At 41.9% G+C, this 18,874-nt stretch carries 13 protein-coding genes; 3 read left to right on the top strand and 10 right to left on the bottom strand.

What is annotated here, in order from left to right; all coding sequences use genetic code 11:
• Positions 1–95: 95 nt before the first annotated feature.
• Both C6H66_RS03220 and sohB read right to left on the bottom strand, forming a co-directional pair.
• The gene (locus C6H66_RS03220; RefSeq protein WP_046397492.1) at positions 96–926 is read right to left on the bottom strand and encodes an alpha/beta fold hydrolase; all 831 of its coding nucleotides are present in this window, start codon (positions 924–926) and stop codon (positions 96–98) included.
• Between the two features lie 404 nt (positions 927–1,330).
• A complete protein-coding gene (gene sohB, locus C6H66_RS03215) occupies positions 1,331–2,377 on the bottom strand; it encodes a protease SohB (protein ID WP_105394810.1) in 1,047 nt (348 codons plus the stop codon).
• A gap of 204 nt (positions 2,378–2,581) precedes the next feature.
• On the opposite strand from sohB, the gene C6H66_RS03210 reads away from it, so the two are divergent.
• Positions 2,582–2,695: an integrase gene (locus C6H66_RS03210; RefSeq protein WP_235319350.1), complete on the top strand. Its 114-nt coding sequence runs from the start codon at positions 2,582–2,584 to the stop codon at positions 2,693–2,695.
• A gap of 158 nt (positions 2,696–2,853) precedes the next feature.
• Here C6H66_RS03210 and catA read toward each other — a convergent pair whose 3' ends face one another.
• Positions 2,854–3,492, bottom strand: a complete 639-nt coding sequence (gene catA, locus C6H66_RS03205; RefSeq protein WP_105394796.1) for a type A chloramphenicol O-acetyltransferase — start codon at positions 3,490–3,492, stop codon at positions 2,854–2,856.
• 492 nt (positions 3,493–3,984) lie between these two features.
• On the opposite strand from catA, the gene C6H66_RS03200 reads away from it, so the two are divergent.
• Both C6H66_RS03200 and cobO read left to right on the top strand, forming a co-directional pair.
• Entirely contained in the window at positions 3,985–4,749 is a 765-nt protein-coding gene (locus C6H66_RS03200; protein WP_105394795.1) for a YciK family oxidoreductase, read from the top strand.
• On the top strand, positions 4,749–5,345 hold the full coding sequence (gene cobO / locus C6H66_RS03195; protein ID WP_422615628.1) for a cob(I)yrinic acid a,c-diamide adenosyltransferase: 597 nt from the start codon (positions 4,749–4,751) through the stop codon (positions 5,343–5,345). Before C6H66_RS03200 ends, cobO begins: the two co-directional genes overlap by 1 nt.
• 33 nt (positions 5,346–5,378) lie before the next feature.
• On the opposite strand, the gene rluB is transcribed toward cobO, so the two are convergent.
• From rluB to C6H66_RS03160, 7 genes are all read right to left on the bottom strand, one after another.
• Positions 5,379–6,311: a 23S rRNA pseudouridine(2605) synthase RluB gene (gene rluB, locus C6H66_RS03190; protein ID WP_040148667.1), complete on the bottom strand. Its 933-nt coding sequence runs from the start codon at positions 6,309–6,311 to the stop codon at positions 5,379–5,381.
• 241 nt (positions 6,312–6,552) lie between these two features.
• Positions 6,553–11,652: an RHS repeat-associated core domain-containing protein gene (locus C6H66_RS03185; protein WP_105394794.1), complete on the bottom strand. Its 5,100-nt coding sequence runs from the start codon at positions 11,650–11,652 to the stop codon at positions 6,553–6,555.
• 131 nt (positions 11,653–11,783) lie between these two features.
• Positions 11,784–13,187: a hypothetical protein gene (locus C6H66_RS03180; protein WP_105394793.1), complete on the bottom strand. Its 1,404-nt coding sequence runs from the start codon at positions 13,185–13,187 to the stop codon at positions 11,784–11,786.
• A gap of 570 nt (positions 13,188–13,757) precedes the next feature.
• Positions 13,758–14,906: a C2 family cysteine protease gene (locus tag C6H66_RS03175; RefSeq protein ID WP_248000598.1), complete on the bottom strand. Its 1,149-nt coding sequence runs from the start codon at positions 14,904–14,906 to the stop codon at positions 13,758–13,760.
• 319 nt (positions 14,907–15,225) lie between these two features.
• The gene (locus C6H66_RS03170) at positions 15,226–15,828 is read right to left on the bottom strand and encodes an L-threonylcarbamoyladenylate synthase (RefSeq protein WP_105394791.1); all 603 of its coding nucleotides are present in this window, start codon (positions 15,826–15,828) and stop codon (positions 15,226–15,228) included.
• A 46-nt stretch (positions 15,829–15,874) separates the two neighbouring features.
• Positions 15,875–16,735 (bottom strand): RNase RNM, encoded by an 861-nt coding sequence (gene rnm / locus C6H66_RS03165; RefSeq protein ID WP_105394790.1) that lies wholly within the window; start codon positions 16,733–16,735, stop codon positions 15,875–15,877.
• 190 nt (positions 16,736–16,925) lie between these two features.
• Positions 16,926–18,794, bottom strand: coding sequence for a glycoside hydrolase family 18 protein (locus tag C6H66_RS03160; RefSeq protein ID WP_105394789.1), 1,869 nt, complete (start codon positions 18,792–18,794; stop codon positions 16,926–16,928).
• Between the last annotated feature and the right edge of the window lie 80 nt (positions 18,795–18,874).

Genomic DNA, 18,874 nt, shown 5'->3' with positions numbered 1-18,874 from the left:
TTATTGAGCAATGAATAGGCAGATATATGAAAACGATATAAAAATATATCTGCCGGGTATATAAAATACCGCTGATGACAAACTACAGGTATTAATTACATTTCTAAGGTGAGATCAGAGAAAAAACCCGCCATCAAACGATTAAACAGCTCTGGAGCTTCCCAGAATGGTCCATGTCCCAAGTGGAGCAAGTTATACACTTGATCAGTCCAGAGATTTTTGTAGGTTATTCCGTTAATATAGTCAATATTAACAAATAAATCTTCTGCACCATTAACAATAGCAAGTGGTGTTGGGTTTGTTTCAACCAATAACCGTTGATCCATAACGTCCGGTGAAACCGACGCTTCAGACATATATTGCCGAGCCAAACCATCGGTCCGAGCCACTGCGGCTCTTAAAAATGGCTCGCAAAGTGCGTTTTCTCCATACAACGCCAGGGTATAATCCGTAATTTCCTCTTCTGTCAGCAAAGCCTTACCAGATATTGCCATAAACCGGCTTGGTTTAAATCCAAGCCTGACATTCTCAGCACCTGGGCTAACCGGCGGCGTACCACAAATCATTAGCCCAACAATCCCAGGGAATCGCGGGATCAACTCCAAACCGATATGCCCCCCCAGTGACCATCCGAAAACAGCAACTTTATCGATGCCTAACTTTTCCAGTACTTCGATGATGCAAAGAGCATAGCCGGATATCGAATAGGTCCGGCGAGGGTCCACTGCATTTGATGAAGCACCATGCCCTGGTAAATCAATCGCTAAAATCCGGTATTCGTCACCAAAACAGTTAATTTGATGGCGAAAAACTTCTTTACAACTTGAATTACCGTGTATAAGGAGGACCGGTAATCCATCACCTCCCGTATCAGCAACAGAGATGACAGCATGACTGGTATGAATATCGTATTGTGAAATAGCCATAATACTTTATTTCCTTATGAATATTATTGTAAGTTGCCATTCTTCGGGGATTTGCATAGTGCGTTTAAAGACGCCAATAGCGCTGTGCAAAAGTGACTTGTACTTGTTTGAAGATCAGCCCGGCAGAACAGATAAACGCAAAGCCAGAGTATCAACTATTGGTGTAGAAAAGCCTGCGGCTCCTCACAAGCAGGAAGGGGGATGTAAAGCAAATTATGTAATACCTGTAATATTTTAACAGGACCAAAATAGCGGGTTTTTCAGGGGAATAACATCATGATAATAAGCGTCGCGCTGTACAATTAGCACATATAGTTAAGCAATATATCAAGGCGTCCCTGAACGTCAAAATAGAACGCCTTGGGATACGCCAAGATAATTGATTCAAAATAGCGGAACTTTAATTAAAGCAGAGGCTTCTCCCCTCTTTGCCACCAACGCAATAACAGTTTATCAATACTTTCCATTGCACTGCCGGTGAAACGCTCTACCATGCGTTTACGACGTGTATAACTAACGCCAATAACTTCACAATTATCTATTTGAGCAATCAACAGATCATCGCTGACACCAATTTCGTCAATCAATCCCTTCTCTTTCGCTTGTGAGCCGTACCAGTATTCACCTGTCGCCACACTTTCCACGTCAAGTGATGGGCGATGTGTATGAATAAACGCTTTGAATAGTTCGTGAGTCTGATTCAGATCTTCCTGAAATTTTTTCCGGCCCTGTTCTGTATTTTCTCCCAACACAGTCAGTGTACGTTTATATTCACCAGCCGTATGAAGTTCCACATCGATATCATTTTTCTTCAATAGCTTATGAATGTTCGGAATCTGAGCGACCACGCCAATAGAACCAATAATGGCAAAAGGTGCGGCAACCACACGATCAGCAACACAGGCCATCATATAGCCCCCACTGGCAGCAACTTTATCTACGACAATAGTCAAGCGAATGCCTTTCTGACGCAAACGGACAAGCTGAGAGGCTGCCAGCCCATAGCCATGCACCATTCCTCCAGGGCTTTCCAAACGTAACAACACTTCATCTTTTGCATCTGCCACGGCCAGAATTGCGCTAATCTCTTCACGTAATGAATCAACTTCATGAGCATCCATACTCCCTTTAAAATCCAGCACATAAAGGCAAGGTTTCTGTAATCCTTTATGACCGGTTTTAGCGTCACTCTTCTTCTGTTTGGATTCGAGTTTTTGTTGTTTATTAAACTCTTTCTGCCAGATTTTCCCTTCCGCTTCTGTCATGCGCGCCCGCTGCATTTGACGCTGCTTATCCCGATATGATTCACCGAGATCGGTGAGTTTCAATTCTCCTTTTAGAGAGGATTTCCGCATTCCTATGCCGATACCGAATATTGCCAGAGCAATAACCGCCAGCACCAGAGTAACTACTTTGGCTAAAAACAACCCGTAAAGAGATAAGTACTCCACAAAACCCACCTTTTGTTTCTTAGATTATGAATTTACAATAAATGTATTTAATTTTTTTCATTTAAAAACAATATATTATAATTAACTCGCATTCAATAAACACGAATATGTACAAATAAAAACGCCCAGTATATCGGTCTCTGTAGCCAATTCTACACCATTAGATCGAGAAATGGGGAACCAATTCAAAAATGAGGGATTAAATTGCAGAATCACAAAAAACCCGGCGTTTCAACCAAGCACTATGATCGCTACGACTACCTGAAAGAGAAACAGGAAATTATCGAACAGCAGGAAAAGAGACCGTTATCGCTATAAATGATGCAATGGTTCGCTCCCTTGCCGCCGCTATGCATCTTGAAATCCATAGGGTATAAATATTACGGACATAAAAACCACCAGTATTAACTGATGGCTATTAGTGTATTTCAATACAACTTTATATTGAGGTCATAAATAATTCAGGTTGTATTTAACTAAACAAAATCATTACATAGTTCTTGTAATTTATTAATAACACGCCCCACATGAAAACCGTCACAAGCAGCATGATGCACCTGAATTGCCAAAGGCAACCGAGTTTGATTTCCATCTTGGTAAAATTTTCCCATTGTAAATATGGGTGGAAAATAATCCGTAAAATTCGCAATATCCAAGTTAAATCCATCAAAACTTACCCACGGCACCGACGATATGTGAAAATGGTTTTCAGGTAGTTCTGGTTTAGAAAAAAAGCAAAGATTATCTTTATAGGTTTCATAATCAGCAGAATAGTTTTTCATAAATTCTTCCAGATCGGAATTGAATTCAGTCCAAATCGATGAGAATGTTTCGGTTTCCTTGTGAAAGATTGTATACGCAGGATTTACATCATCCCATACAATTAATTCTTCATCTTTTATGGACATTCTGAACTCAGAATAAAAGTTCACAACTTTTGATATTAAATAAATCATGGTTGGGTAGAATTTATATTGTTTTTCTACCAACGAAGATAACAAATGGGTAATATCAATTTTAGTTGTCAGACTAAATCCGCATTGCACGACATTACGATAATGCAAGAAATGCTCTTTCCTATCCCAGCGATCTATCTCAATCTTTGAGTAATTCATATTTTCCCCTTCTAATGTAAAATTTAACAAATTGATTAAATTAGAAGGGCTGCTTTTTCCGTTTGTATTGGACTCATAATCACTCCGGTATGAAATTGGATTAAATACTCACTCTCTGACGAAGAAAAATTATATATTAGCCAGAAGCAAATAACTACCAACACAGCATTATCTTTAATAAATCAGACAACAAAAGACTCCACGCCATAAAAACTTACACAAACCTCTATCAACCCGCCATATTTTCCGTTTATACCCTATGGATTTCAAGTTGCATCGCGGCGGCCAGAGAGTGAATCCCCGGGAGCATAGCAAACTATGTGACCGGGGTGAGCGAGTGCAGCCAACAAAGAGGCAGCTTGAAAGATGACGGGTATATCTCCTGAGCAATCAACCTTGGCAAATTTGACTCAATATATAACTTTCTGTTTTGATAGCCCGAACGGCCTCCGACGGTAACAAATCGCGCCGTCAACAATAGGAAATCTTCAAATGTTACATTACCAACCAAAACATGACCTCCTACAACAACGTATTATTCTGGTGACAGGCGCTGGAGAGGGTATTGGCCGTGAAGCGGCTTTGACTTACGCCCGTTATGGCGCACAAGTGATCTTACTTGGCAGAACAACACACAAACTGGAAGCTGTCCAAAAAGAGATTGAACAAGTAGGCGGCGCACCTGCAACTGTTTACACAATGGATCTGCTTACCGTCACAGCCGAAGAGTGCCAGACATTCGCTGACAATTTAGCGCAACATTATCCGCGTCTGGATGGCGTATTGCATAATGCCGGTTTACTGGGAGCTGTCGCGCCGATGGCGGAGCAACCCGTCCAATTATGGCATGACGTTATGCAAGTCAACGTCAATGCGACCTTTATGTTAACTCAAGCTTTGCTGCCGCTATTATTGACGTCGCCTGACGGATCACTCATCTTTACCAGTTCGAGCGTTGGCCGCAAAGGTCGCAGTGGCTGGGGTGCTTATTCTGCCTCTAAATTTGCAACCGAAGGCATGATGCAAGTTTTAGCCGAAGAATATAAACACGCTTCTCTACGCGTTAACTGTATTAATCCCGGCGGCACTCGCACAAATATGCGCGCCCGCGCATTCCCTAACGAAAATTCTGCTAAACTGAAAACACCGGCAGATATTATGCCACTGTATCTTTATCTTATGGGCAGAGATAGTCTGCATAAAACAGGCATCAGTTTTGATGCACAACCCGGACGCAAAGCAGGACCAGCCGAATAATGACAATCAATGACAACCAACATCAGAAAAGGCAACAACGCCTAAAAGAAAAAGTGGATTCCCGTATTGAAGCCGCCCAGTTAGAACGGGGTATCCTCATCGTTTTTACCGGCAATGGCAAAGGCAAAACCACCGCTGCATTTGGCACAGTGACCCGTGCGATAGGTCATGGGTTTCGCGCCGGTGTGATCCAATTTATCAAAGGTACATGGGAGAATGGCGAGAAAAATCTGCTAGAACAACATGGGGTGAATTTCCATGTTATGGCGACGGGTTTTACTTGGGAAACTCAAAGTCGGGAAACCGATACTGTAGCCTGCCGTCAAGTATGGCGCCATGCGTTAGAGATGTTATCTGATCCCAATTTGGATCTGGTCGTATTGGATGAACTGACTTATATGGTGAGTTATGGCTATCTTCCTCTGGAAGAGGTTATTACTGCGCTTAACCACCGACCGGAGCACCAATCTGTTATTATCACCGGCCGCGGTTGTCATCGTGAATTATTGGAAATGGCAGATACCGTCACAGAGATGCGTCCGGTAAAACATGCCTTTGACGCCGGTATTAAGGCACAAAAAGGGATCGACTGGTAAAAAGGTCCCGCTATGACACGAGACCCAGAAAACTTAACGGCCTTTTGGTGCGGTTGTTCGCCCCGCGTTCTGGCGCGAACTGCCCTGACGTTTTCCTGCCGATGGACGTGATGTTACCTGAGCATGGCGTTTAACTGCCCGGCGGATTTGGTTAGCTTTAAGCCGACGTTGATCAGGCCCCACTGCCACCTTGGAAACCGTTTCTTCATTCAAACCCACTAATTGGCGTAAATAGTTAGTCTGCTCCAGACCCAGTTCTGTCCATCCCCCGCGTGGTAAACCTTTTGGCAAGCCAATATCGCCATAACGCACACGAATAAGGCGGCTCACCTGTACGCCAACTGCTTCCCAAAGACGACGAACTTCACGGTTACGCCCTTCTGTCAACGTGACGTTATACCACTGATTCATCCCCTCACCGCCTTTAAACGCGATAGTGCGGAATGAAGCGGGACCATCTTCCAGTTGAATCCCCTTAGCCAATTGCTTCAATTTAGCATCATCAACTTCACCAAAGACACGGACTGCATATTCGCGTTCAACTTCACGGCTTGGATGCATCAAACGATTAGCCAGTTCACCATCCGTGGTAAATAGCAACAAACCACAGGTATTCACATCCAGACGCCCAACCGCTATCCAGCGGGAACCTAGCAATTTAGGCAGACGATCAAAAACCGTTGGCCGCCCTTCTGGATCATGACGAGTACAAAGTTCACCTTCTGGTTTGTAATAAGCCAAAACACGGCAAATCGCTTTTTGAGATTCTTTGATACTTAATATCCGGCCATCAAGGCGAATTTTTGTGGCGGGCTGAACTTCAAGGCGATCGCCTAAAGTCGCAATTTTACCGTCAACACTGACGCGCCCTTGTTGAATATAACCTTCTATTTCGCGGCGGGAACCGTGACCGGAACGCGCGAGAATTTTCTGTAACTTTTCAGATTTCTGTGTTTTACCGCTCATTGAGCAACCTCTATTGTCGCCTTCACAGGCGTCGTGTTATATATCAATCAATACGTTATGGTGGAATTCAATCATAACAAACTGATTTTAATACATTTGATAGCATAGGATGTCAAAAAATACATCATAATCCTAACTCCGTGGTGGCGCATTCTACACGAATTTTAAAGTCAATGATTCTATAAATATATTCGTTGTTAACCTCCTCTAAAAAATTAAGAGGAGGTTTCCATTTGTGACGTTACCAAATGAGTTTCAGCAGAAGGTGTTCAAGAGAGTTTGCTCTAATCTTATAAGTCTTTAGTTCCAAATCATTTTGTATATATCCTTTAACAGGCACTAGCCGCTCAAAACTGGGTCGATAATGCCCTGAGTGATTAACTAAGAAAATTTTATTACCCGCTCGGTGAAGATACCCTGCACTTATCACACCACTCTTACCTGCAATTGCAGCCAGTGCAGGATGGGACAACATCTTAGGATCAACCTCTTTACTGATGCTACCTATTGCCAACTTTCCTTCTTGGTTAAAAACAAATTTATGCGATCGAGTTGTATCACTAAGAACATCCAAATCACTTGTTTTATGTACTACGGTCACAGTAGCCTCACCTTCACGTTGGGCCCACCCAGCAAGATTTTCCTCTACAGGATAGAGTTTTTGCTTGGTATTTTCCAATGTTCCCTCCCCAAGACCTGATGTTTCTACGGCACCACTAACATTACCAGCCGCATCCATCGCACCGATTTCTCCCGCAGCCTCAACCCCTGTGTCAGCACCAACTTCTGCACCAATAACCCCAGCATCCAATGCCGCCTCTTCAGGTATCGCAGCGCCACCCGTTACTATCGCCGCCGCAATTTCCGTTGTTACACCCAGTAATACCTCAAAAAGATCGACTACAGGCCCACGACCCGACGGATCGGTATTATTGATCGGGTTGCCATTATCAAACTCGTAACCATTGAAGCCCCCTCTACCAAACGGACTGGCTCGGTCCTGCGACATAAAACACCCAATGCGCGGGTTATAGCCCCTGTAACCATTCCCCAGCAACTGATCACCGCTCACTGGGTCTGTAGGTTGTCCAATATAACCTTTGTCTGGAACAGACAGATTTTCACTGCTACCAATTTTTGGCGTGTATCCTAGAGGAGTGTAACTCCGGTAATTTGTGCTTGTACTGCCCGTGATTTGAATGACTGACCCTTGGTTGTCAGTTCCCAGAAGCTGGGCCTGCCACCTTTCACCGTCATTTGTCAATGAAGCTAACCCCAACAGACAAGCTGCTTGCATATTTCCCTGGATTTCATTCACCAATGTCTGTCCTTGGTACCAGAAAGTCCGTACTGGCTGCTCTACCGGTTGTAACGCAATTTGTCGCCCCAGTGCATCGTAAGCATAACGAGCAAGCAATGTGCCGTTATTCTCAAAGATAGCAGTACGTTGATTGAGGCTGTTATAAGTCAATTGCCGCCCCTGCTCATCCGTTAACATATTGCCATTGCCGTCATAACTGAAGGTAGCATCCTGTTCCGTGTTAGGAACGTTGCTGATACTGATGAGTTGTGTTGGATCGGTATCACTGTACTGGTAAGTCGCCGTGTTACTGCTACTATCTGAATAATCAGTGATTAATGTTGCCACATTGCCATAGAGGTCAAAACTAAAACCCTGTCTATAAATAGCTTTCCCAGTTATATCCACCGGATACTCATTACCTTCGCAGGTATAGGTTCCCAGTTGCCCCAGTAAAGTATAAATGTAGGTCTCTGTCCGAACAGACACTGTGTTACGTAATAGCTCGCGCTGCGTGATTTGGTTGAGGGTATTGTAACTTAGTATCAACGTTTGCTGGTTACTCTCGCCATTCACCGTCGTATAAAATGTGCGGATTTTTTCCCGGCCAAAAGTGTCATTGGAAAGTAACAGTATCGCTGTATTCCCTGTATCACTATCCACAGCAGTGACTTTTTCTGGTTGCCCAAAGAAATTATAAGCAATATCAACAGCCAACATTTGTTGCGTACAACTATTCAGACGACCTAATGAATCATAGTGCAAAGTTTGTGTATTTCCGCACACATCCGTATAGGTAAGCAGTTTTCCTTTCAAAGTATAGGTATATTGCGTATTTTTGCTTGGTTGCGGGACACTTTCAATTGTTAAATCAAAACGTTCCGACTTTAGCTGACCAGAGCTAAAATAAGTCATGGTTGCCTGATTGCTATTGCCTACGTCATCTGTCAGTAAAGCAGTCAGCATGATACCGCTGATATCATCATAGCTGTACTGAGCAGAAGGGGTGAAATTACCACCTGGATCTGGACCTGCGGAAAGCAGGACATTCATTAACCGGGGCTGGTAGTTCAGAGTGATATTATCCCCTACTGGCGTGATCATCTTTTGTGGCTGCAAATCACCACTATCATCGTAGGTATATTGTGTGATACGTCCCCCAACCGTTTCGGTTACGATGCGGTTGAATCCATCAAAGGTGCGCTCTCCGAGCGTAACAATCCCATCATTTTCTGAAGCACGGACACCCACAGTTATCGGCAGTGCCTGTGTACTACTTGGAGCGTACTGCGTAACATTCTGCGTAAAATCAGGCCGGATTTGCACTGTTGGACGTTGATACACATCATAATCTGTACTTGTCACATTTCCCTGAGCATCAATGACCTGACGCTGATTCCCAACGCCATCATATGCATAAGTTGTAATAGCATAATGCTCTCCATTTGCATTCTGCATTTCCGTTGTGATTGGGACACCCAAAAACGACGATGTTGTCAACGTACACTGTACTCTCAGTTGCTCTTGTGCATCTGGAGAACTTTGCAGATAACTGAATGTCGTGTTGAAGATAGGATCTTGTATTGTGATGTGCTGATGACCATCACTGTATGTGACAGCACTAACATTTCCCCAAACATCATAGGAACGGGTTGTCGTCGCAGACTGAGACGGGTTGGTAGACGTATCCCCTGGAACGTAATCTATTGATGTGGTGCTAATAACACTACCACCAGCATTATAGCTAAACCGACGAACAAGGTAGAAATCTGTAGGAGCCGCAACAACACCATCCACATCTAAGAGAAATGTTTGAATCGGGTGACCGGCACCGTCATAGAGGGTCTTTAATTGTCCATTTTTAGCATCAGTTTGCAAAAGTGTAGCAGGTGTCTGTATCGACGACAGATTGGCATCAAACTCAGCAAAATTATACTTGTATGTTCGGATAGCCGCGTAACTAGTGTTGATAGCCGCAGCTTCGGATACTACCCGACTTAATCCGTCATACTGATAATCCAGAGTCGTGCATGTCTCCGGCTGATGACTATTTTGTACGATCCGTAACGATTTCCCAGCAGTACTGGTTACCGACTGGGTTTGCTGCAACAGTTCTCCAGCAAATAGAGTCGTAGTGGTACTCACTAAACCGGTGTAATTCAGCATTGGAGCCGGTGTCTGTGTCGAATCTCCCGATACATAGGTCATTATCTGTTGGGATACCGTACTGACTGGTTGAGCTCCAGAATAATCATACAATGTCGTGCTTACACTTTTTTGGCGACCATACACTAAAGCACTGTCACTAGCATCCAAAGAATCGTAATAGGCATATTTGACATCACTGTATAAGGATTCGGTGCTATCCACCGTGTAATACTGACTCTGATGCGTCGTGACAATATATTGCAACTCAGTATTGTCGTAACACGGCATAACTGCGTATTGATAGTGCATTCGGGAAATCGGGGCATCATCAAATAGAATTCCTTGTTCGGTATTAACCGGCGCAGGGGTTACCACCTTATCTTTGATATGCAAGGAAAAGTTATTAGGGTCAGGCGGACACTGGTTGTCACCATCGCTCTCTCCAGTAGCCGAATAATAACTAAACTCTGTGACAGTACCAGCTTTATCGGTTTTACTGACCAACTGACCATTTTCACTCCAATCAAGCTGCGTGGTTTCGGTACGAAAGAGTGCCGGAGAAACACTATTATCCTGGTAAGTAGCATCAGCTTGCGTTGGGAGTTTATACCTCGGATCTTGTCCGGTAATGTCAGAACTCTCATTAACATAACCATAAGAACTGTTTAGTGTTTGTGTGTGAACGCTATCATCCCTCGTTACCACTTTTCTCAGTAGCGAATGAAATTTGTCGTAGGTCTGTGTTGTCACAACGGTAGTGCTGTCATCAAACACGGTCTTCTGTTGGTTGGTGTAACAGTACGCCTGTGTGACATGCAATAAAGTGTCAAGATTACTGGTTAACGAGACATTTGGCGCGCCATAGCCGAAGAAATTGTTGCCTGTGTTATCCCCCTCAATCCCAGAATCCCCTGTACCGTAGGTGTAGGTACTCACCAAGTCAGGTGTCCCTACCCCCGGTGACTGAGTATATTGGGTAACCCCCCAAATATAGGTAGGATAACCCGCTGGAGGATTAGGCAGAGGAAGTTGCGCCAAGTATTCAACATTCTCAACCATCCCTGTAGCATGCACCACCTGGGTCAAGTAATACATATGCACATTATTGGGTGACAAATCCTGATACGTCAGAGTGTAAATCAGAGACTCTGGATAGGTGACCTTGGTCAATAATGCATTTTGGGCCGTGAGTGTAACGACATAGCTATCAGGGTTGTTACTATCAGCCTCCCAAGTTGTTCCATTCTGTACTGGGTAAAACAGTACATTTCCTCCAAGGCAAGGACCGTTACTATCTACATAACACAGCACCATACCGGTATCATCAATGATAGACTGCAACTCACCGCTCCCGGGCACATATTGAACAGTCAAAGAGCGCCCATTGGCAGAACGAATCGATGTCAGCAACGCATCCTGTAGGCGACTGCTATCTAAGCTGAAAGTGTAAGTCAATATTGTACCGTTGGCATAGGTGACCGTCAGCGTTTGTCCATCCTGTGCAATATTCACACGCAACGTCAGCAATAAATGCCCATCCAGAGGTTTATCTCCCGAAGTTAAACCGTCCAATACCACCCAAGACATACCTTGGAGCAAACTGAGCTGCCCACTATTAGAATCACTATCAAAACTGTATCGGGGAACTGAAAGTGTCCAACCATAACCCCAAGGTTTTTCAGGGTAATTCCCGGCGCTTTGAGTATAGGCTTGGTCACTCCAGGCAGTGAGTGGATCAAAGGCTAACGTTAGGGCTAGTGAAGGTCCATTGCCGGCATTGCCAACAACACTTCCCAACGTAAAACGTTTACTGAATAAGCCGGTTCGTAAATCTGGCTGACCGGAGAGATAACTGCTTTCGTTAAAAGCACTAGAATAAATAGGTGATGCCATGAAAGTACCTCGCAATTTATAAGATTATGAAATTATGTTGCGCTCATATGGCAAAGAAAGTAACGGTATAGATCATCAGATAAATACCACGGCAGAATTAACGTGCCGTGGTGTTTTTCCTTGGGATATGCCTAATTGTCGTTATCAACCATTGCTGATTTTATGGCATAAGTGACCGAACCATATTCAGGCTCATAACGAACATCCCCAGCATCACCGTGAATATTGTAAGACGTCCATTCGGCAATAAATTGAAATTTAATGATGTTGCCGAAATTGTCCCGGGCACGAAGATACCCCATATTATTGTGTTCCTGTTTAAGGCTCGCCGGTGGGTGTTGAATAGATGATGTATCAATGATAGTCAACCGACTCACCATCATATCACCTGGAACATTTGGCTTATGGAGATACCCCGCCCCACCATTATTAGTTCGCACTACGATTAGTCCTAGCCTATTAGCTGTCTTGGAAATGGTGTTTTCCCAATCATCCGCAAACGCTCCCCACAGAGAAAAAGGATCACTACTGGTAAAAGGTGGAATATGAGGCGTATACCAGAAGTTATAATAATTCTCGTACCAGTCGCTCCAAACTGGTGTGTATGGATTGTTTTCATCATAAGTAGTGATAGGAGGAAGATAGGTATTACCTTTAGCAATATAAAATGTTGAGCAGGGATAAGAACCAAAATAATTTGAAGGTTGGTCTACAGGTTTGAATGTATTTAACGTAAATCCCATAAGAATAGATTCGTTTTTCCCTGATTCTGCAACATTACAATGTGTTGCAGAAGCCATATCATCAGTATTCTCATCCATAATCCAGTCAATAAAACAAAAATTGGATGATTGCCCTGTCCAATAATCAGCATAATTAATTTCATCAATACTGAGTGAACCTGGGGTATCTGAGCCAGTAGGAAGTTCTGCTCCGGCAGTAATAACATTGCTGGTATAAGTAAAATCACTCGTACTAAATGTGGGTACCTGGCACTCTACCGTTACTCTTGAGCTGCTGTAGGTGGAAGCCGGATTCGTGTTCGATGTAGGAGATTGGCTATTACCGTCAACGCAAACAAATGTTTGAAAGGTCTTAGCTCCCATTGTAGAAGGAGGTAAAAGATAAAATGGTAGACTACCGGTAATTATTTCATTTTGAACATCGACATTTAGGCTATCTGTGGTCAAGTTTTCGGCATAAATATCGTGAGCATAAGCGGCGCCCGGATCATTAGTTTGGTTAAAACTTTGGATATTTAATTCATTAGATATGATTTCAGAGGGATTATCGTAATCGTAAAAGCTAATATTCTGCTGAATATAACTTTCTACATCACTTTGAGTTTCACTGCCTGTTGGTGTGTATTGATATCCCACATAAACAACACCAGTCATGCATCCGTTAATGTAAATATTACGTGTTTGATTTGTTGGTGAAGATGGAGCACTGTTAGTAATGGAAACCCAAAGAATAGATAAGTTGCTGGGAGTAATGTCAACTTCGATATTGTAGTTAGACGGATTTTTTTTCATATATAACTCACCAAATAATTATGGTTTAAGTAACCGAAACGAGAAAACTAACCCAAGTCAAAAACTAAGATCTTACTGATGAACAACGGTTTTCTCTATTCGAGTAAATAGGACGGTCGTAATTATCAACAACAATAAAAATATCTTTTACCTAATATTTCATAGAAATATTGAATATAACTATCTTATTTAAGTTGGTAGATTTAGGTTCGTCAAGGATAGCTGTAATTTTTTTATTATATACAACCCAAAGATAATTAATAGAAATGAATTAATTATTTAATTAGATTTTTTATCTTGGCATTAATCTATTAATCAACAATGAAAATAGAAACATTATTTCAATCATAATAGAGATATGATTATAAATAAAATGAATAAATAACTTCGCAAAATAATCTATCACTTAAAAGGGAACTCAATCCGGTTTTTGCAATCTGAGCTCTCGCCGGATTGAGTTATGCTAATAATAGCATCTGGGCTAATTGCTTTTTATAACTACCTACTCCATTAGAGCTACTTTATTTTCTATTACTTTGTAATAATTAATTTAGCAAACCAAAAATTTCATCACTCTTGAATTGGAGATGGATTTGCAATACTTTTCAGTGAATCAGGGATGGTTTCACTGAGATACATATCGCTGATTTTTGGCAAATTCTTAACATAAAGATCATATGGCATCCAGAATGATTTCCCTTCAAATCGGCTATTCTGGAATATATCATTTTGCACGTCTTCTGGAATATTTTTCCATTCAGCAGAACCAGGGGAATATGGACCTTTGTATTTAACGACATTCCACGGATTATGCAGTCGTACTAACTTAATATCATTCCATTGTTGAGCATCTAATATTAAATAAGCATGACCTGATACCAAATCCGTAGACGAACCCGTTCCTTGATAAGTTACATGATGTTTTACTTTGAAGATATCGATAAATTTCTCATCCCAAATACGATCCTGATTATCCTGATTAATACTGGTATTCGCAGTCGATTCTATACCAAAATAGACTTCATTACCGCCGCCTAAATTCTCATAGCTACCATGCAATTTCGCAAATGCTTTTTCAATCAGGTAATACCAAAATTCATTTTTATCTTCCATAGCAGAGAAACTAACGCGAGGCAGATCATCGTCAATCAGTAAATAACCAATTTTCGATTGATTGATGATTCTAACGGAATAAACGCCCGTTGAATTATAAACTGGCGGATAAATGGAAGAGAATAACACATTATGCCCTTCTGGATGGGACGCAATTGCTCCAATGGTGCTAACAAAGCCGCAATTACCAAGATAGAGCTGACCCATATCGATCATCTCTATCCCTTTAATAAACATGCTAGGGAATTCAATAAAATCTTCAATACGGCTATGCTTATCAACGCCTCCACTTTGCCATTGTTCAGGAGGATATGAATCATCCAATAAATAACCATTCTTCTCTGATAATGCTTTAATTAGGGCCAATACCGGATCTTTTGCATATAGAGTAACTCCGTTAAAGTCAAAAGGTTCACAGGTAGCCAGAATATCATTTAATTCACTTAATTTTATCGCTTTATCAGGATCTCCGATCAATGCTTCTTGCACTGATTTTTCAGCATATGCGTCACGCCCACATGCGGTTAAATCCCTATCTGGTGATTTTGGCCAGGTATGAACATTACTGACATCAACTGGTTGATCGGAGAAATTAACAACTGACATTTTCAATATCCCTTGATTTTATAATGGATGGATAACCTTACGCTGTTATTTATATTAAATAGCCAGCCCAAAGGTTTTATACCTAATAATATGATTAAATAATTAGCAAATATACTTACCTTAGGTGCGGTAAATATTTCCTTATCACGTTATTAAAATCAACTTAATTATTAAATAGATGATAATTTTATTTTATTGAATCAGTATTAATAATTCGAAATAACAATAACCATTTCGATTCCATTAAAAAATCAAAAATATAAAGCCTGCGTATAATACACAGGCTCTATATAGATTCTGAAAATAATTACTGCGGGGCTTATAAGAATGGCGTGATATTGCCAGCCCCTTCCCGTATTACAACCGGCGTATCCTCAGTTAAATCAATCACGGTTGTAGGCTGTTGCCCTAAATAACCCCCGTGAATAATCAGATCAACCAACTTTCCCAAATTATCTTTAATTTCTTCAGGATCAGATTCAGCAAAATCATTGCCCGGCAAAATCAGGCTAGTGGACATCAATGGTTCACCCACTTGTTCAAGCAGCGCCAAAGCAATTGGATTAGATGGAACACGTAACCCGATGGTTTTCCGCTTATCATTCATCAAACGACGAGGAACTTCTTTCGTCGCACGCAAAATAAACGTGTAATTACCCGGCGTATTATTCTTAATCAGACGAAAAGCTGAATTATCGACATAAGCATAGGTCGATATTTCTGACAAATCCCGGCACATTAAGGTGAAATTATGATGACTATCTAACTGACGGATACGGCATATCCGAGTCATCGAATCTTTATCTTCCAGATGGCAACCAATCGCATAACCGGAATCTGTTGGATAAACAACTACCCCACCCTTTTTAAGCACATCCACACTTTGCCCTATTAAACGCGGCTGCGGATTATCAGGATGAATATAAAAAAAACTGGCTCATAAATTACCTCTTAATTTTATGCAGCCCCTACAGTGACCAGTTACGCCATATTGGTACCACATCACCGGGCAACCACAATTTACGCCCTAACTCTATCCATGAACAAGGCTGGTGAAAATCAGAACCTAACGAAGCCATCAAATCATATTCCCGCGATAATTGACCGAGATATTGCCGCTCGTTAGGCGCCTGCTGGCACTGTGCAACTTCCATTGCATCACCACCATGTTGTTTAAACCAGACAATCAGACGCTTCAACCATTTAGTCGATAAATCATATCGTCCCGGATGAGCAATGACTGCTTGACCACCTGATTGATGAATGGCATCAATAGCTTGTTCAATTGTACACCATTGAGGTGGAACGTATCCGATTTTTCCTTTTGCCAGATACTTTTTAAATACTTTCGCCATTGTTGGCTCTTTGCCTATTTCAATTAAATAACGGGCGAAATGGCCTCGCGTCACTTGTCCACCCTTCGCTAACCGATTCGCCCCCGCCCAGGCATCGGGAATACCTACCTTTGCCAATCTACGGCCTATTTCAATTCCTCTCTCTTTTCTGAGTTCAGCTTGTTTACCGAGTAATGTAGCCATTGCGTTTGATTGAATATCAATGTCTAAACCAACAATGTGAATCTCCATATTTTGCCACAGGGTAGATATCTCAACGCCTGATATCAGTTTTAATGGCAAGTTGTGTTGGCTGATATGTTCATTAGCGGGCAAAATAGCATCCGTTGTATCATGATCCGTCACAGCCAATACATTAACGCCCATTGCTACTGCCCGTTCGACCAACTCTGATGGTGAAAGTAAACCATCCGATGCAGTCGTATGGCTATGCAGATCATAAATTGTCACCCATTCAGTCGTTGAATTTGTCATTATTCCGTTCTCTGATTAAATAGCTAGGTATAGCTTAGCGATAAACGGTGACATTTTACAGAATAGAACCCTATTCAGCCCTAAAATATCGGGCTGAATAGAGTAATTTTAAGAATGAAGAAATTCACGGATGAGAAATGCAATATCCCTTGTTATTGACAGAGAAGAATTAATCAGCGTTTTTCTTCATCTAGCCAATAGATTTCAAATAATAGGGCTTACCCGGATTATAGAGTGGCCCCATGTCGATGGTCTCATCATTAGATTTAGCGACATAACCCATCCCTTCTCTGGCCGCGTTCGCCAATAAACCACAATCCTGATCGCCTGACCAAGAAAATATACCGCCCAGTTTATTCTTAGCGACATACTCCGCTTTCTGTTTCACCGTGCGTGGTGTATCTAATGAGATAAAGTGTCCTGCTGTTTCACTAAACAAGAAATCGGCGTCAGCATTGGTATCCGTCATTAGCACAAAGCCATTTTTCCCGGTCGCTAGGGTGTGTTCGCTATCCAGATAATTATTAACAATATCAAAGAACTCAGGTGAACCTTTTTCCATTGTTCCTAACGCATCGCCAGTTTTATTATATTCACGGGTTTCAAGCTTTGCCCCTTTGCCTGCACGACCATAATTAGCATAACCTAAATGAATTTTCTCCAAAGGTATGCCAAGATCCTGATGTAAGTAATTGATAGCAACTTCCGCAGATAAATCAGACGCACCTGATGGATCAGGATCTTTTGGCGAATAGAGATTAGTATGATGGCCGATATAAGGCGCCCATCCGGTACCAAAATAGTCGTAACTCATTAAATAAATATTATCCAAACCATTCTTGACTAATTCGGCAATATTGGAGGTTTCTAATTTCGTTTTTACACCACTACAAGCAATGGAGATCTCTTTTCTGTCCTCTCGCCCAAATCGGCTATCCAAAGACTCACGTAATTCTTTAATTAACAGAGCGTAATATTCCCCATCTTTCGGATCGTAAACATTGCCATCTTCACCTGGGCTTCCGGGATATTCCCAGTCAATATCGACACAACTGAACATAGGAAAGCGTTCAAAAAAATCAACAATACTGTCAACAAAAACGCCACGTTTTGTTTCATCAGCCGCCATCACAGAGAAATAACCGGACATACTCCAGCCACCAATACTAAAAGCCAGTTCAAGTTTATGACCCGCTAAACGCGCCGTTTTTTGTAATTCGCGTAATCCGCCTAATAAACCGGACGCTTTCTTTTGTTGATAAAAAGGCAAAAATGTTCCTGCATTAATATCAGTATTCGCACTTTCCTTAGGTAATCCCACATTACGGGCAGTACCTAAATCACCATAAGGATCAAGAGGAACAATATGGCCTTCGGTAATTTTTATTTCACTCTGGCTATTCCAGCCATCCGCAACTTCTTTAATCGTCTTCCCTTTTACACCAGTATCACCGTAAATACCCAAGAAGCTGAATATTAATTTATCATAAGCAGTCACATTGATAGTGCTTAAATCAAATCCTCTTCCCCGATCATCCGCTTTTTCATCCTTACCATCTAAGCGCGCATCATATTGGCACCAATCAGTAATATAAGCAGAAAGTTTCGGTCTGGATTTATCGCTTTCATATTCATTAAACATCGGCCGACAAACACGCGTCGCAGTATAAGAAAGGTTGCCCGCTGAACCATCTGGTTTAAAATTAACATCCGGCCGTTGATAGGTTTGTTCTGTAATAGCATCCGGCTGTAAAACCGGTGAAGGAATATCTTCTGTCGGATCAACGCGCCCATCGGTAGGATTTCCGTGCTCTTTTATCTCTTCTTCCGTCGCTTGACGAATATATTTCCAGGCGTTATGCGGTGTTCCCTCTTTAGCCGTAGGATCGGGAATATGCCAGCGCTCAACCCAATAGGTATTGGTATAAACACCACCATTAAAAATAACATTATAAACTTGGCCGCCTGCCTGATTTTTCCATGCGGTTAATGGCTCACCAATAATATCACTTATGTCGGACATGGATTTCGATGAGGTATAAGTATATTTGTTTACCATTTATAAACTCCAATGAAATTTATATTTAGCCTCCACATGGATAGAAGAGGCTAATTTGAATGTTAATGATAACGAGTAAG

The sequence above is a fragment of the Photorhabdus hindustanensis genome (assembly GCF_002968995.1).
GTDB classification, from domain to species: domain Bacteria; phylum Pseudomonadota; class Gammaproteobacteria; order Enterobacterales; family Enterobacteriaceae; genus Photorhabdus; species Photorhabdus akhurstii.
Note: the sequence above shows the minus strand (reverse complement) of the source record. Positions and strands in the feature narration are given on the sequence as shown.

Coding starts and splice junctions, on each gene's coding strand:
- C6H66_RS03220 (WP_046397492.1), bottom strand. CDS start 926: ATGGCTATTTCACAATACGATATTCATACCAGTCATGCTGTCATCTCT.
- catA (WP_105394796.1), bottom strand. CDS start 3,492: ATGAATTACTCAAAGATTGAGATAGATCGCTGGGATAGGAAAGAGCAT.
- C6H66_RS03200 (WP_105394795.1), top strand. CDS start 3,985: ATGTTACATTACCAACCAAAACATGACCTCCTACAACAACGTATTATT.
- cobO (WP_422615628.1), top strand. CDS start 4,749: ATGACAATCAATGACAACCAACATCAGAAAAGGCAACAACGCCTAAAA.
- rluB (WP_040148667.1), bottom strand. CDS start 6,311: ATGAGCGGTAAAACACAGAAATCTGAAAAGTTACAGAAAATTCTCGCG.
- C6H66_RS03185 (WP_105394794.1), bottom strand. CDS start 11,652: ATGGCATCACCTATTTATTCTAGTGCTTTTAACGAAAGCAGTTATCTC.
- C6H66_RS03180 (WP_105394793.1), bottom strand. CDS start 13,187: ATGAAAAAAAATCCGTCTAACTACAATATCGAAGTTGACATTACTCCC.
- C6H66_RS03175 (WP_248000598.1), bottom strand. CDS start 14,906: ATGTCAGTTGTTAATTTCTCCGATCAACCAGTTGATGTCAGTAATGTT.
- rnm (WP_105394790.1), bottom strand. CDS start 16,735: ATGACAAATTCAACGACTGAATGGGTGACAATTTATGATCTGCATAGC.
- C6H66_RS03160 (WP_105394789.1), bottom strand. CDS start 18,794: ATGGTAAACAAATATACTTATACCTCATCGAAATCCATGTCCGACATA.